10 protein-coding genes are annotated in these 15,943 nt (G+C 63.9%); all 10 read left to right on the top strand.

Translation table 11 applies throughout. The features are described 5' to 3' along the window. Positions 1 to 267 precede the first annotated feature (267 nt). The 10 genes from sprA to lon all read left to right on the top strand — a co-directional run bounded on the left by sprA (position 268) and on the right by lon (position 15,794). Positions 268 to 6,504, top strand: coding sequence for a cell surface protein SprA (gene sprA / locus LLH00_11970; protein MCE5271983.1), 6,237 nt, complete (start codon positions 268 to 270; stop codon positions 6,502 to 6,504). A gap of 15 nt (positions 6,505 to 6,519) precedes the next feature. Beyond that, the gene (locus LLH00_11975; GenBank protein ID MCE5271984.1) at positions 6,520 to 6,927 is read left to right on the top strand and encodes a helix-hairpin-helix domain-containing protein; all 408 of its coding nucleotides are present in this window, start codon (positions 6,520 to 6,522) and stop codon (positions 6,925 to 6,927) included. Further along, the gene (locus LLH00_11980; GenBank protein ID MCE5271985.1) at positions 6,924 to 8,288 is read left to right on the top strand and encodes a sigma-54 dependent transcriptional regulator; all 1,365 of its coding nucleotides are present in this window, start codon (positions 6,924 to 6,926) and stop codon (positions 8,286 to 8,288) included. The genes LLH00_11975 and LLH00_11980 overlap by 4 nt, the downstream gene beginning before the upstream one ends. 144 nt (positions 8,289 to 8,432) lie before the next feature. Then, positions 8,433 to 9,755, top strand: a complete 1,323-nt coding sequence (locus LLH00_11985; GenBank protein ID MCE5271986.1) for a SpoIIE family protein phosphatase — start codon at positions 8,433 to 8,435, stop codon at positions 9,753 to 9,755. Beyond that, entirely contained in the window at positions 9,755 to 10,207 is a 453-nt protein-coding gene (locus LLH00_11990) for an ATP-binding protein (GenBank protein MCE5271987.1), read from the top strand. The genes LLH00_11985 and LLH00_11990 overlap by 1 nt, the downstream gene beginning before the upstream one ends. Before the next feature lie 2 nt (positions 10,208 to 10,209). Continuing rightward, positions 10,210 to 10,542, top strand: a complete 333-nt coding sequence (locus LLH00_11995; GenBank protein MCE5271988.1) for an STAS domain-containing protein — start codon at positions 10,210 to 10,212, stop codon at positions 10,540 to 10,542. Between the two features lie 57 nt (positions 10,543 to 10,599). Beyond that, positions 10,600 to 11,427 carry an ABC transporter permease gene (locus tag LLH00_12000; GenBank protein ID MCE5271989.1) on the top strand — a complete coding sequence of 276 codons (828 nt, stop codon included), beginning with the start codon at positions 10,600 to 10,602 and terminating at the stop codon, positions 11,425 to 11,427. A 2-nt stretch (positions 11,428 to 11,429) separates the two neighbouring features. Then, positions 11,430 to 12,248 (top strand): ABC transporter ATP-binding protein, encoded by an 819-nt coding sequence (locus LLH00_12005; protein ID MCE5271990.1) that lies wholly within the window; start codon positions 11,430 to 11,432, stop codon positions 12,246 to 12,248. A 46-nt stretch (positions 12,249 to 12,294) separates the two neighbouring features. After that, a complete protein-coding gene (locus LLH00_12010) occupies positions 12,295 to 13,203 on the top strand; it encodes an MlaD family protein (protein MCE5271991.1) in 909 nt (302 codons plus the stop codon). A 149-nt stretch (positions 13,204 to 13,352) separates the two neighbouring features. Next, positions 13,353 to 15,794, top strand: a complete 2,442-nt coding sequence (gene lon, locus LLH00_12015; protein MCE5271992.1) for an endopeptidase La — start codon at positions 13,353 to 13,355, stop codon at positions 15,792 to 15,794. Positions 15,795 to 15,943 lie beyond the last annotated feature (149 nt).

Genomic DNA, 15,943 nt, shown 5'->3' on the forward strand with positions numbered 1-15,943 from the left:
GGAGGGTTTTCCGCATTAGCACGGAACAAACGGCAGCCAGTTCTATTGTTATCCAGAGCTCTTTTGTATATAATAGGTGGTTTCCCGTCGGTGAAGCCGGGCGATGGACCAGAGTGGCTGCCGGGCGACGGGAAAAGAGCGTGCTATGGAGAGCGGCGATCTTACCGGGGCCGGGCCCCGGCCTTACCGAACTGAACGTGGAAAACCATGACTCTTCTGCACTCTGCCAGACAAAGATATCGGCGGCTGCCGGGGATTCTGACCGGCGTGCTGATCCTGCTCGCCTGTGTCGCCCCGACACTGGTCGCGCAGGACGATTCGACCTATGTGACCACCAAGCTGCCGGTCGAGCTGCCCAAGCCTGTCACCAACCGTCTGGGCTACAAGACCTACCAACCCATCCTGTCCACCAAAGAGCCGGCCCGCCGGGATATCGATTACGACCTGGAAACCGGGGCCGTGAACGAGGACATCGTCATTCCCTCCGATAAGGGCATGATGGTGCTCGAGGTGCGCCACAGCTCGGTCTTCGATTTCCTGCAGGAACGGGCCAAGGTCAAGGAAGACACCCTGTTCGAGGCGATCTCCAACCAGTACCTCACCGGCGAAGTGGCCAGCGCGGCCAGTCAGCAGAAACGCGGCATGATGCCGGAGATCAACCTGCCCGACCTGATGCCCAAGGCCCTGGCCTCGATCATCGGCGAGGGCACCGGCTCGCTGTCTATCCACGGCCGCAGCGTGACCGAAATGAGCGGCACCAGCACGTTCCAGAAGCCGGAGGACACCGGCCTGTTCCGCCGCCAGAGCAAGTTCCCGCGCCTGAAACTGGACCAGCGCCAGCAGATCAACATCGAGGGCGTGATCGGGACCAAGATCCACGTGTTCGTGGACTACAACTCGCAGAACGAGTTTGCCAACCGCAACCGGATCGAGGTGGAGTACCAGGGCGAGGAGGACGAGATCCTGCAGAGCCTGCAACTGGGCGATGTCAACCTGAGCCTGCCGCCCAGCATGCTGGTGGCGGCCAACATCCCGCGCGGCAATTTCGGGATCATGGGCCAGACCCGCCTGGGAGCCTTGACCACCACGTTCATCGCCTCGAAGGAAGAGGGCGAGTCCAGCAAGAAGAACATCAAGATACCGGTCTCCGGGGACGCCGAGGCCAGCGACTCGACATTTTTCCGGGATGTCAATTTCAGCCGCAACCGTCATTTCCTGCTGATCGACCCGGGCCTGATCGCCACGAGCCACATCAAGTTCCTCGACCGCGGCGGCGCCCCGCTGGCCGATGAGACGAAGCGGCCGACCAAGGTGCGGGTGTTCAAGGACGACAACAAGTTCGAAAACAACAACCAGGGCGAGAACCAGGCCCGTCCCGGCGTGATGTACCTCGACCCGACCAACATCGACCCCGATTCCCCCTACAACGAGTTCGGCTTCTTCAACGAAATGGTGATCAACACCGATTTCGTGCTCGAACAGTGCGGCATCGCGATCAGCTTCATCGGCTGGGTGGCCGACGATGAGAAGATCGGGACGATCTACACCGAGCAGGGCGGCCGCCAGGTGGGCACGAGCGACGGGGACACGCTGCGCCTGAAGCTCATCAAGACCGCCCTGATGAGCCCGGAGCACCCCTCCTGGAACCTGATGCTGCGCAACGTCTACTCGTTCGGCAGCGGCTCCCAGATCAGCCAGCAGACCTTTGCGATCGACATCTTCACCAACCAGACCCCGCCGCGCTACGATGAGGGCGGCCGCACCTTCCTCGACATCTTCGGCCTGGACAACGACGCCGACACGAAGGTGGACCGCATCTACATCGATTTCCAGCACGGCCTGATCTTCTTCCCCTCGCTGGAGCCGTTCAACAAGCCCTACGACGAGGACGGCAAGGAGTTCAACCTGCTGACCCGCAACCAGCAGATGTACGTGGAGGACGACCCCAGCCGCCTGAACACCCTCGAGCACCAGAAATACAACATCGTGGTGCGCTACAACCGCGCCGAGGGCTCCTCGGCCCGCACTTTCGAGCTGGGCGCGATGCAGATCATCAAGGACTCAGAGCGTATCTACATGAACGACAAGATCCTGCGCCGGGACACGGACTACACGATCGACTACGAGTTCGGCCAGCTCACGCTTAAACCCGGACTGGAAATTCCACCCAACAGCGAGATCAAGGTGGATTACGAGCAGGTGGCTCTTTTCCAGACCGGCAACACCAGCCTGTTCGGTTTCCACAACGAGTACGAGCTTGACCCGCAGCGCAAGAACTACCTGACCAGCACGCTGTTCATCCAGAACGTGGAGAGCGTGGACCGCTCGTTCGTGCGCCTGGGCGATGAGCCCAAGACCAATATTCTGGGCGAGTTCGGCGGCAAGTTCGAGTTCGACAGCGAGCGGCTGACCGAATGGATCAACCGTCTGCCCATGCTGGAGAGCCGCACACCCTCCAAGCTGGACATTACCGGCGGCCTGGCGTTCAGCAACCCCAACCCCAACACCCGCGGCGGCGTGCTCATCGAGGATTTCGAGACCTCGAAGATCGAGAACCCGAGCCTGATGATGGCGTTCCAGAGCTGGCGCCTGGGCAGCGTGCCCAAGTCCGCGGACGGCAATTTCGACCTGTTCGAGAGGGCCCGCGCCGGAGATGTCTGGTGGTTCGACCCCTACTACCTGACCCAGAACCGCTACGGGTTCAACGAAGAGGATGTCTACGGCCGGATAGAGGGCCGCACCGAGCTGAACCGCGACGTGCCGGTGCAGGTGATGTCGTTCATTTTCACCCCGCGCGGTAACAACGAGCTGGAGCGCCGCCAGAGCTGGCGCAGCGTGACCCAGCCGGTGAGCGACACCGGCGTGCTGGGCATGAACGACCGCGAGTTCCTGCAGGTCTATATCGCCACCGGCCGCGACCAGGGCAAGCTGATCATCGATTTCGGACGGGTGGATGAGGACCAGGTGCGGTTCAACAAGGAAGGCGAGTTGGTGGGGGTGGGCAACCTGGACACCGAGGACCGCAATTTCGACGGCCGGCTGGACTACAACGAAGACACCGGTCTGGACGGGGTCGAGGGGGCGGACGGCGCGAATGTGCTGGGCGATGACGGCAACGACGACTACTACCGCCCGCTGGACGGCGGGGTGGACGCGCGCCGCCTGAACCTGACCGAGGGCAACAACAAGGGGCAGATCGGCAACAATTTCGACACCGAGGACCTGAACCACAACGGCGCCCTGGACCAGCAGGAACGCCTCTTCCGCGTCACCATCGACCTGGAGCGCATGGAGATCATACCGCCGCCCGGCGTGTTCATCCCCGAGGTGGACCGCAAGGTGCTGGTCGACCAGGTGGATTTCGACCCGAACGGGGTGCGCAAGGACCTGGTCAACATCCTGGGCGCCGACAACTGGTATCTGCTCGAAATCCCGCTACCCAAGGAAGGCAGCCGGTACGAGCAGTACTACGAACACATAAACAACCCCTCGCTGTCCAACATCCTGCAGGTGCGCCTGTCGTTCTACGATTTCGCCAAGATCGACACGGTCGATTTCGCGGCGATCAATTTCGTGGGCAACCGGTTCAAGCCCAACGAGGAGGGCGTGGTCCGCCGTCTGGAGGAGACCCTGGTCGACACCCTGGCCTCGGACACGCTCTACACCCCGGCCAGCGAGGAGGAGGCCGCGCGCGAGGCCGCCCTGAGCGCCGTGGCCAACCACGGCGCGGTGACGATCAGCTCGATCAACACGATCCTGAACAACGAGTACTATCCGCCGCCCACGATCAGCGCCACGATCAACAAGTACAACCGGAGCGGCAACACCGAGAGTTTCACCGCGCAGGAGGCGGCCCTGGCGATCAAGTTTGAGGCCCTCCAGCGCGGCTACGAGGGTTGGGCGCTCAAGGCCGAGAACAACCAGCAGAGCTACCTGGATTACGCCGCCATGAGCTTTTTCATCAACGGGCGGCAGGGCTACTACGAGCCGAAACCCATTTTCCTGCTGCGTATCGGCACGGACCGCGACAATTTCTACGAGTATTCCTGTCCGGTGGATACGGGCTGGAAAGAGGTGGATGTCCCGTTCAGCGGCTTCCTCACCCTGAAAGACAGCCTGCAGGGAGCGCTCAACCTGAACCAGATCCAGAATTTCACGCAGGATGTCAAGCGCGGCAATTACCGGATCAAGGGCAATCCCTCGTTGACCAAGATTTCGATCATGACCGTGGGCGTGGCCAATGAGAACAGCGGCGTGCCGGTCTCGGGCGAGGTCTGGATCGATGACGTGCGCCTGACCGACGTGATCAAGGAGTTCGGTCTGAACACCCGTCTGCAGGTGGAGGCGCAGCTATCGGACCTCGGCCGGCTGAGTTTCGGCATCAGCAACCGGGACAATAAGTTCAGGAACCTGAACGAATCGATCCCCACCGCCAGCTCGTTCAAGTACAATGTCGGCGGCACGATCAACCTCGACCGTTTCACGCCCGAGGACTGGGGCTTGCGGCTGCCGGTCAACCTCAACACCCAGTACCAGCTCGACCTGCCCCGTTTCCATCCAGGAAGCGAGGATGTGACGATCTTATCCCAGCAAAACAAGGATTTCTACAAGACGGAAACGAAGACCAACACGTTCAATTTCAGCTATACCAAGAGCCGCGGGACCTCGCTGGCCTCGAAGCTGCTTTTCGACCGTCTGACCAGCCAGGTCAGCTACAGCAGCAACACCCGCACGGCGCCGCGTAACCTGAACTCGTCGCTGTCGATCAACAGCCGTATCGCCTACCGCGCCACCCTGCCGCGCGAGGCCGAGGTGGCCGTGTTCCCGCCCTCGGCTTTCGGTTGGGCCAAGTACGTGCCGCTGCCGTATTTCCTCAAGAACAACACGCTGACCAATGACCTGGCCGGCGCCCGTTTCCGTTACATGCCGAACGATTTCGAGCTTTCCACCACCACGGATTACCGCAAAACCCAGTCTTACGACAACACCTCGAAACTGTTCCGCCTGGACTCGGTCTACACCTCGACCAACATCGCCCGGGTCCAGTACCGACCGTTCCAGAGCATCCAGAGCACGTTCAACCTCCAGACCCAGCGGAACATGCAGGAGACCGCCCGGGGGAGCAAGCTGCTCGGGATGAACATCGGCAACGAGATCGCCCGCCGTCAGCAGGCCACGCTGGACCTCAGCCCGCGCTCGCTGCCGTGGCTGCAGCCGACTTACCGTTTCAGCGCGAACTACAACAACGACCACAACCCGCAGTACGCCCAGAGCTTCGGGAACAACGGCGATTTCCGCAAGTTCGACGCGGACAACCAGCAGACCGCCGGTCTGCGTTTCATGCTGCCGCAGTTCCGTCAGTCCCTGGCCGGGGTCCGTCTCACCGACCCGGACAAGGCCTCGGGCAAGAAAGACGAGAAGGCGGAGGCCAGCTCCTCAGCGGCCTACAAGCGGCAGCCGCGGCGCACGCCGGGTGCAGCGGCTGCCGGCGCCAAGGGTGGAGCGGAAGGCGGTGGGGGGTTCTTTGACCGCTACCTGTTCCATCCGATAAACTACATGCTCGACAGCTTCGATCCGCTGTCGTTCCAGGCCACCAAGAGGGAGCAGGATCGCTGGGAAAAAATGGAGCGCAACCCGGGTTTCCTCTACCAGCTCGGGCTCGAGGGCCTGGACGAGGCGACCCGTCTGCGGCCCAGCCTGGGCGACACCGCGGATTTCAGCTCCTACACCTGGAGCTTCACCCGCGCCTACCAGAGCGGCATCCGTCTGCCCGGCAACGCCAAGATCGGCTCGAACTATGTCGAGCAGGGCAGCAACAACCATACGATCAACGGCTATCGCGCCACCCGCGAGAAAGGGCCGGAGCTGACTTTCGATTACTCGAATGTCTACCTGCCGCCGTTCGTGCGGAGTTTCCTGTTCAGTGTCGATGTGTCCTCGGGCTACGAGCTGAAAAAGAGCATCACCGAGAACAGCATCAAGATATCCGATGACAACCCGGCCGGTCTGGAAGTGATGAGCCGCGAGGAGCGCTGGAACCCCAAGGCCCGCGTGGCGGCCAACTGGGGCAAGAGCGGCACGGTGCGCACCCTGTACACCAAGAGCAGCTCGGTAAAGCGGGACGAGCTTCTGGACCAGAGCCGCCGAGCCCTGACCGTATCGGACGAGGACGCGTTCAACTTGCAGTACAGTTTCAGCGCCCCGCACGGCATCAACCTGCCGCTGTTGCGCGCACTGAAAATCCAGAGCAACGTGCGTGCGGCCATGGATGTACGCAAGCGTATCTCGCAGAACCTGACCCAGGTCTTGAGCGCGGTCGGCGAGGTTGAGGAGGAGATCATCAACCGCGACACCGAGGACCTGACAATCACGCCCACCCTTTCCTACGATTTCGCGCAGGTGATCGGGAGCCTGTCGGCTTCCTACAACACCAACAAGGACCGCAAGAACGGAACCACGCGCGTGACGATCATGATGAAGATGAGTGTCACCCTGGATTTCTGATTGCTCCGAGGCCGCGTGTCGCAGTATCTTAATTCATGGGAGGCCCGGGCCGCGCTGGTCCTGGCTGCGTTGGCCCTGGCCGGGTTCTGGGCGGGCGGCGCCCTGGAGCGCCGTGCAGCGGCCCGCAGCAGTCTGCCCGCCGCCGCGCCGTCCGACAGCCTGGCCCGCCGGATGCTCGAGCGTGAGTACCTGCGCCGCAGCGGCCCGGTGGCGGTCAACCACGCCACGGCCGGGGAACTGACCGGCCTGGAGGGGATCGGCCCGGAGCTGGCCGGACGGATCGTGGCCGAGCGGTCCAGCGGCGGGCCGTTCCGTGACGGGGCCGACCTGGCCTCCCGCGTGCGCGGCATCGGGCCGGCCACTGTGGCCCGTCTGGCCGGGCGGCTCCTATTCAGCGACACTCTCGAAGCGGGTGAACCTTGAACGCCACGCTGTACATAATCGAGGACGACCGCGACTGCGTCGAGCTGCTAAAGGAGGTGTTCAGCGACCAGGAGTACCGCCTGCGCTGTTTCCTCTCCTCGCGCCAGGCCCTGGAGACCATGAAACGCGAGGGCCTGCCCGACCTGGTGCTGACCGACCTGATGCTGCCGGAGCTGGACGGTATCTCGCTGCTCAAGGAGATACGGGCCATGAACCCGCGCCTGCCCGTGATCCTGATGACCGCCCACGCCAGCGTGCAGACCGCGGTGGAGGCCCTCAAGCTGGGGGCCAGCGACTACATCACCAAGCCGCTCAATTTCGAGGAACTGCTCCTGACCGTGCGTAACAGCCTGGAGCTTGACCGTCTGCGCACACGTATCGCCGGGCTGAACAAGGACCGCAAGAGCCGCTACATCCCCTCGGCCCTGCTGGGCGAGCATGAGTTGATCCGCGCCAGCCGCGAGATGCTCATCCGTCTGGCCGGCGCCAGTACGACCAGCGTGATGCTGCGCGGTGAGAGCGGCAGCGGCAAGAACCTGGCCGCCCGGATCATCCACTACAACAGCCCGCTGGCCGAGGCCCCGTTCGTGGAACTCAACTGCGCCGCGGTGCCGGCCAGCCTGATCGAGGCCGAGCTGTTCGGCTACCGCCGCGGCTCCTTCACCGGGGCGGCCGCGGACAAGGAGGGTATTGTCGAGCAGGCGGACGGCGGCACGCTGTTCCTGGACGAGATCGCAGAGGTGCCGCTGGAGGTGCAGTCCAAGCTGCTTTCGTTCCTGGAGAACCGGAGTTTCCGCCGGATCGGCGAGGTGGTGGAGCGCCAGGTGACAGTGCGCCTGATCGCGGCCAGCAACCAGTCGCTGGAGAGCCTGATCGAGCAGGGACGGTTCCGCAACGACCTGTTCTACCGGATCAACGTGGTCAGCTGCGAGCTGCCGCCCCTGCGCCGCCTGGGCCGGGATGTGCTGTCCATCGCCGAGAAGTTCGTCGGCGAGTTCAACGTCCAGTTCAACAAGCAGGTGAGCGGGTTAAGCCCGGCCGCAGCGGATTGCCTGCTGTCGCATGACTGGCCGGGCAACGTGCGCGAGTTGCGCAACGTGATCGAGCGCGCCATGCTCTTTGCGGTCGGCCCGCGGCTGGAGCGGCAGGACATCCAGGTCGCCTCGCCGGTTGGCGAGACCCGCGCCGTGGGGGGGTTCCGTATCCCGGAGCAGGGGCTGGACTGGGAGGAGCACGAGCGCGAGACCCTGGTCCAGGCCCTGGAGCGCTCGGGCAACAACCAGAGCCGCGCCGCCCGCCTGCTGTCGATGTCGCGCGACACGTTCATCTACCGGCTGAAGAAGTTCGGCCTTTACCATTAGAACCCCGACCGGCGCTGTTCCCACCACAGCATCACCGTATCCCGAACGGATGTCAGCACCCGGCATTGTCCCGACCGCCAGGCTTTCCACTTGATTTATTGCCACGGCTGCGGTACAATTCCGTTATATCCGCCAGGAGGAGCGATGCAGGCAGCCGAGCTCGAGCAGGTGGTCTCCAGCCAGCAGCGTGAGATCGAATCGTTGCGGCGCAGGCTGGCGTTTTTTTCCAGCATGATCGAGGTAAGTGTAATCATCAGTTCCACTTTTGAGCTGGACGAGTTGATCCGCCGTGTACTGGAGACCAGCCAGCGGGTGATGGACTCCGAGGCCAGCAACCTGATGCTGATCGACGAGGCCACCGGCCGTCTGGAGTGCAGGATCGCTCTGGGCGAGGTGGGCGATAGGCTCAAAGGGGGCATGAGCCTGGAGATCGGCCAGGGCATCGCCGGCTGGGTGGCCCAGACCGGCAAGTCGCTGGTGGTGCCGGATGTGTCCAGGGATGAGCGTTTCTGCCCGGATGTGGACCGCCAGACCGGTTTTATCACCCGCAGCATTCTCTGCGCTCCACTGATTGTCCAGAACCGGGTGATCGGGGTGGCCGAGGTTCTCAACCGCACGGACGGCAAGAGTTTCGATGCCGAGGACCTGCGCCTGTTCGAGACGTTCTGCCGGGCGGTGGCGGTGGCGGTGCAGAACGCGCAGATGCACAAGCGGCTCGTGCAATCACAATTGATGGAGCAACAACTCGAAATGGCTTCAACCATACAGCAGGGTTTTCTGCCGCGCTCGTTTTCGATGACAAAGGAAGGGCTTTTCGAGATCGCCGCGCGCAACCTTCCCGCCAGCATGGTGGGCGGCGATTTCTACGACTGCATCGAGCTGCGGCCCGAGCTGTTCGGCCTGACCATCGGGGATGTCTCGGGCAAGGGTGTGCCGGCGGCGCTGTACATGGCGCGCCTGCTGAGCGATTTCCGGTTCTATGCCCACCAGGCCGAGGAACCGGTGCCCACGATGCACATCCTGAACGAGATGCTGACCGAGCGCAGCCAGCAGGGCATGTTCGTGACCATGGTCTACCTGACCCTGGACACGGACAGCGGTACACTGTCGTATGTCAACGCCGGCCACCTGCCACCCTACCTCTGCCAGGGCAGCGGCTCGGGGCTGCGGCGGCTCACCGGCGGCGAGGGTATCCCGCTGGGCATCCAGGACCCGGCCGAGTTCAGCGAGGGCAGGGTGACGCTCGAGCGGGGGGACACGCTGGTGATGTTCTCCGACGGGGTGATGGACGCCAAGAACACCGTGGGGGAGGTTTTCACCCTGGAGGGCATCGAGCGGCTGCTCGGTGGGTTCCACGGGTCGGCCTCCGCGCTGGTCGACCGGATCATCGCTGCGGTGCTCGAGCATTGCGGAACGGAAAAGCAGTTCGACGACATCACGGTCCTTGTCCTGAGGTGGCTGGGATAATGCCGCAGGAATATCTCGACCTCAAGGTCCCCTCCAACCCCAAGCTGCTGCGTCTGGTCCGGCGGACCGTGGCCGCGGCCTGCGAGGTGATGGGGTTCGATCCGCGCGAGATCAACGCGATCACCCTGGCGGTGGATGAGAGCTGCACCAACATCATCCGTCATTGCGGCGGCGGCGGGTACCACGGCGATATCCTGGTGCGTCTGCGCATGCTGCCCGACCGCCTGGTGGTCACGATCCGCGACTACGGCGGAGCGATCGACCTGGCCCGCCTTAACGATTGCCTGGAGCAGCACCGTCGCGAGCTGCAGGACCAGCGCAGCGTGCGTCCCGGGGGGCTGGGAGTTATGCTCATCCATTCGGTGATGGACCGGGTCCGTTACCGCACGAACCAGGACCGCGGCACGGTGCTGCGCCTGGTCAAGTACCTGGGCAAGAGGAAAGGGGACTGAGCTTGGAAGTTTCGGTCAACAGGGAGGGCGAGCTTGCGGTAATCTCGGTCAGCGGGGATGTCGACCTCTACAGCAGTCCCGGCATGCGCAAGGCGATCACCGCGCAGGCCAAGAAAAAGGTCCCGCTGATAGTGATCGACCTCGAAGGCGTGGACTACATGGACTCCAGCGGTGTGGCCACCCTGGTCGAGGGCTTGCAGCTGTCCGGGCGCTACGGCGGACGTTTCCGTATCGCCGGGCTGAAACCCTCGGTGCGCGAGGTGTTCGAGCTGTCACGCCTGGACAAGGTCTTCTCGATCTTCGCCTCCAGGGAAGAGGCCTCCACGGCCGGCTGAGAGCATGCCGCGGCGAGGACCGGCGTAAAACTATAAGCCCACACGGAGCATGTTTTCATGGCGGAGTCGGAACAGGCCGGACAGGGCTTGGTCGTCTCGGTTGTCGGCCGGATCGGCCGTTGGGGTTTCGGCCTGTTCGAGCAGGTGCGGCTCATCCGCCGGCTCCTCCGGGACAGCCTCTACTGGACTTTTGTCGCCCCGCTGACCGGCAAGGGCCTGCGCGTGGGCAGCACGTTCGACGAGATGGTCAAGGTGGGGGTGAGCGCGGTGCCCATCGTGGCGCTGATCTCGTTCTCCATCGGCCTGATCCTGGCCATGCAGAGCGCCTACCAGCTCCAGCAGTTCGGCGCCACCATTTTCACCGCCAACCTGGTGGCCGTGGCCCAGACCCGCGAGCTGGGCCCCCTGATGACCGCGATCATCGTGGCCGGGCGCTCGGGCAGCGGGATCGCCGCCGAGATCGGCTCGATGAAGGTGGGCGAGGAGATCGACGCGCTCAGGTCGATGGGGTTCAACCCGGTCAAGTTCCTGGTGGTGCCCAAGCTGCTGGCCCTGGCGATCATGGTCCCCTGCCTGACTGTGCTGTCCGATTTCATCGGCATCGGCGGCGGGTTCACCATGGGCGTGCTGAACCTGGACCTGGGTTTTGTGCGCTACCTCAACCGCACGATCCAGGCGCTGGTGCTCAAGGATATCGTGACCGGCCTGATCAAGAGTTGGGTCTTCGCCCTGCTGATCGGGCTGACCGGCTGCTACATGGGCTTTGCGGTCGAGGGCGGGGCCGAGGGGGTGGGACGGCGCACCACGCTGTCGGTGGTGGTCTCCATTTTTCTGATCATCCTTGCGGACGCCTTTTTCACCGCTGTTTTCTACTACCTGTGGTGAGCATGGAAAACCACGAGCCGGCCCTGGACGAGAAGATCCTGGAAGTGCGCGACCTGAGCGTGGCCTACAACGACCGCCCGGTGCTGGACGGGGTGAGCATGGACGTGCGCCGGGGCGAGACGATGGTGATCCTGGGCGGCAGCGGCAGCGGCAAGAGCACCCTGCTGCGCCACATCATCGGCCTGGAGCGGCCCGCCGGCGGACAGATACTGATCAAGGGCCAGGACATCACGCGCATGGGCGAGGCGGAGCTGTACGACATCCTGCGCAAGGTGGGGGTGGTGTTCCAGAGCGCGGCGATGTTCAACTCGATGAGCGTGGGTGACAATGTGGCCCTGCCGCTCCGGGAGCACACCCGCCTGGAGGAATCGACAATCCAGATCATGACCCGGATCAAGCTGGAGATGGTGGGGCTGAGCGGGTTCGAGAACTACATGCCCTCGGAGCTGTCGGGCGGCATGCGCAAGCGCGCCGCGTTCGCCCGGGCCATCGCCATGGACCCGGAGATACTGTTCTGCGACGAGCCCTCGGCCGGGCTCGACCCGATCATCGGCGCCGGCCTGGACCAGCTTATCCTGAAGCTCAAGCGGGCGCTCAAGATGACTATCGTGGTGGTGACCCACGAGATGGAATCGGTCTACACCATCGCCGACAGGCTTATCATGCTGAACCGCGGGGACATCATTTTCGCGGGCACCCTGGCCGAGTTCCGCGCCAGCGGCAACGAGCGGGTGCGACAGTTCATCGAGCGCCAGCCCGAGGTCCGCGACGACCAGGACACCGGGCGCTACGTGCGCGCCCTGACCGAGAACCGATTCTGAAGCCTTACGGCGCTCCACTCTGTCCGCCAGCCACGGGACCGACTACATGGGAAGAAACGCGCGCTACCGCTCCTCCGAGATCAAGGCCGGTGTCTGGATCCTGATCTCAGTACTGATCCTGTCCGCATTCCTGGTCGGGATCAGCGGGGCCAAGTTCTGGAAGCCGGTGGACCATTACCGGGTGCACCTGTCCTACATCGGAGGGCTGGAGACCGGTTCGCCGGTGCGCATGGGCGGGATGCTGGTGGGTAAAATAAGCGACGTGAGCCTCCTGGAGGGCGGTGACGCCCTGGAGCTGACTGTCGAGGTGCCGCAGGGACTGCCGGTCAAGGCCGGCACGACCGCCTACCTCAGCTTCGTCTCGATCACCAGCGAGCAGCACCTGGAGCTGAACCCCGGCGCGGGCGGCGCCGAGTTGCTGACGCCCGGCGACCTGATCCAGAGCAAGGAGATGCTGGAACTGTCGGACGTGCTGGAGAAATTCGACACGGTGGGTGACACGGTCCAGGCGATCCTGCACTCGGTGCACAGTCTGCTCAGCCCGCAGAACACGGCCCGGATCGACTCGATCATCGAGCAGACCAACTCGGTGCTGCGCACGGTCAACCCGCGGGTCAGCGAGGTGCTGACCAACATGAACGAGGCCGCCGCCTCGATGGATTCCCTGCTGCGTAACATCAGCCGGTTCGTGGACGGGGCCGACACCTCGTTCCAGCGCCTGGCCGGCAGCGCCCAGGTGCTGATCGCCCAGGCCGGGACAACCCTGGCCCGGATCGACACCACGGCCCAGGGCGCCAACGCCCTGCTCACGACCAACTCCGGCAGCCTGACCCAGGCCCTGGAGAACATCCGCCAGGCCAGCTATGACCTGCACCTGCTCAGCGATGCGGTCAAGGACAACCCGTTCCTGCTCATCCGGGCTATCCCCAAGAAAGAACGCAAGTTACAGGAGTAGACGAACCTCAGGCCCCGGCCGGGGTATCAAGGTTAAGCGACCGAAAGGTCCACTTTACAGCCTCGGTATTGCACAGGGCCGCTGTCGCTGGCGCGAGGGCATGCGGCTCTTCTGGTATCCATACAACAAGTAGGAAGGTTTTTAAAGCTATGCCGGAAACGAGACTACAGTTCAGTAAGGACGGGGAAGAGTTCGAGACCGCCGACATCCTGCCGGTGCTGCCGCTCAGGGACGTGGTGGTGTTCCCCTACATGGTTATCCCGCTGATGGTCGGCCGGCCCAACTCCGTGGCCGGGATCGAGTCGGCCATGCTGGCCGAGCGCCTGATCCTGCTGGTGTCGCAGCTGGACGGCGAGAACGAGGAGCCCTCCGGGAAAGACCTCAACCGCGTGGGGGTGGTCGGCCGGATTCTGCAATCGGTGCGCCTGCCGGACGGCACCCTGAAGGTGCTGGTCGAGGGGCTGGAAAAGGCGCGCATCCGCCGTTACCTGCCGGGCCAGGAATACCTGCGCGCCCGTTTCGAGGTGCTGCCGTTCGACCTGGCTGGCGGCAAGGAACTGCAGGCCCTGAGCCGTAAGGCCATGCGCCTGTTCGAGGAATACGTCAAGCTCAACAGCCGTCTGCCGGATGAGCTGCTCACCGCGACCCAGAACGTGGACAACCTTCTGCGCCAGGGCTACATCATCGCCGGCCACCTTCTGATCCGCATGACCGACAAGCAGCGTATCCTGGAGGCCGAATCCCTGGAGCGGCATTTCGCCCTGGTCTGCCAGTACCTGAACGCGGAGATGGAGATCCTGCGCCTGGAGCGCAAGATCGACGACAACGTCAAGCGCCAGATCATGAAGAACCAGCGCGAGTTCTACCTCCAGGAGCAGCTCAAGGCGATCCACCGCGAGCTGGGCCACGATGAGGAGGGCTACGATGAGATCGAGGAGCTGCGCGCCCAGTTGCAGAAAAAAAAGCTGCCCGCCGAGGTGCTGGCCAAGGCCGAGAAGGAAGTCACCAAGCTCGCGCGCATGAGCGCGATGAGCCCCGAGGCCACCGTGGTGCGCAACTATCTGGACTGGATCGTCTCGCTGCCCTGGCACGAGGCCACCAAGAGCCGCCTGGAGGTGGACGAGGTGGCCCGTATCCTGGACGAGGACCATTACGGCCTGCAGAAGATCAAGGACCGCATCGTGGAGTATATCGCCGTGGCCAAGCTGGCCGGCGAGCTGCGCGGCCCGATCCTCTGCTTTGTCGGGCCTCCGGGCGTGGGCAAGACCTCGCTCGGCCAGTCCATCGCCCGGGCGCTGGGACGCAAGATGACCCGCCTGTCCGTGGGCGGCGTGCGGGACGAGGCCGAGATACGCGGCCACCGCCGCACTTACATCGGGGCCATGCCGGGCAAGATCATCCAGTCGATGAAGCGGGTCGGGGTGATAAACCCCGTGATCCTGATCGACGAGATCGACAAGCTGAGCACCGACTACCGGGGCGATCCCTCCTCGGCCCTGCTCGAGGTGCTGGATCCGGAGCAGAATACCCAGTTCGTGGACCATTACATGGAGGTGGACTACGACCTTTCCAAGGTCATGTTCATCACCACGGCCAACTACGCGCACCAGATACCCGACCCGCTGCGCGACCGCATGGAGCTGATCACCTTGCCGGGCTACCTTCACGATGAGAAGCGCGAGATCGCCCGCCGGTTCCTGGTGCCCAAGCAGATCAAGGCCCACGGGATCAAGCCGGAGCAGGTGGAGATCACCGACCGGACCATCGACTCGGTGATCGAGCACTACACCCGTGAGGCCGGGGTGCGCACCCTGGAGCGCTCCATCGAGGCGATCTGCCGAAAGAGCGCGCGCAAGCTGGCCGAGGGCCGCAAGCGCCGCAAGCCGATCCGGGTCACCCCCGGCGTGCTGGGTGAGTTCCTGGGCGCGCCCAAGTTCCTGGACACCGAACTGGAGGGCGCCGACCGGGTGGGCCTGGCCAACGGCATGGCCTGGACCGGCGCGGGCGGGGCGCTGCTGCAGATCGAGGTGGCGACTCTGGACGGCAAGGGCAAGCTGACCCTGACCGGCAAGCTGGGCGATGTGATGAAAGAGTCGGCCGAGGCGGCGCTGACCTACGTGCGCTCGCGTTGGCGCGATTTCGGGCTGGAGGCGGATTTTTACCGCAAGCTGGACATCCATATCCACGTGCCGGAGGGGGCCACGCCCAAGGACGGTCCCTCGGCCGGGGTGGCGATCGCCACGGCCATAGTGAGCGCCCTGAGCGGCGTGCCGGTGCGGCGGGATGTCTCCATGACCGGCGAGGTGACCCTGCGTGGACGGGTGCTGCCGGTGGGCGGGCTGAACGAGAAGACCGTGGCCGCCCTGCGCGCGGGCGTGAACGTGATAATCTGGCCGGCGGCCAACCGCAAGGACCAGGAGGAGCTGCCGCGCGAGGTGCGCGAGCGCGCCGACATCCGTTTCGTGGAGTCGGTGGATGAGGCCCTGGCTATCGCCCTGGCCGCTCCGCTGCCCCCGGCCACGGGCCTGGGCCCGACGACCACGGCGCGTGAGGTGCAGGAAAGCGCCCCGGGCAGCCAGTACCAGCATTGAGTGGAATGTAATCCATTGCAATGAGGATCGTTGCGAAGGGGCACGGTGCGCCGTGCCCCTGTATTTTTGTCTTTTGGAACAGCCCGTTTTACTTTATTTTGTCGAGTTGAGTCATTCGTTCGCGGTGCTTACGGGCGGACCACTGTTCG

It is taken from the genome of bacterium, from assembly GCA_021372515.1.
In the GTDB taxonomy this organism is placed as follows: Bacteria; Gemmatimonadota; Glassbacteria; order GWA2-58-10; family GWA2-58-10; genus JAJFUG01.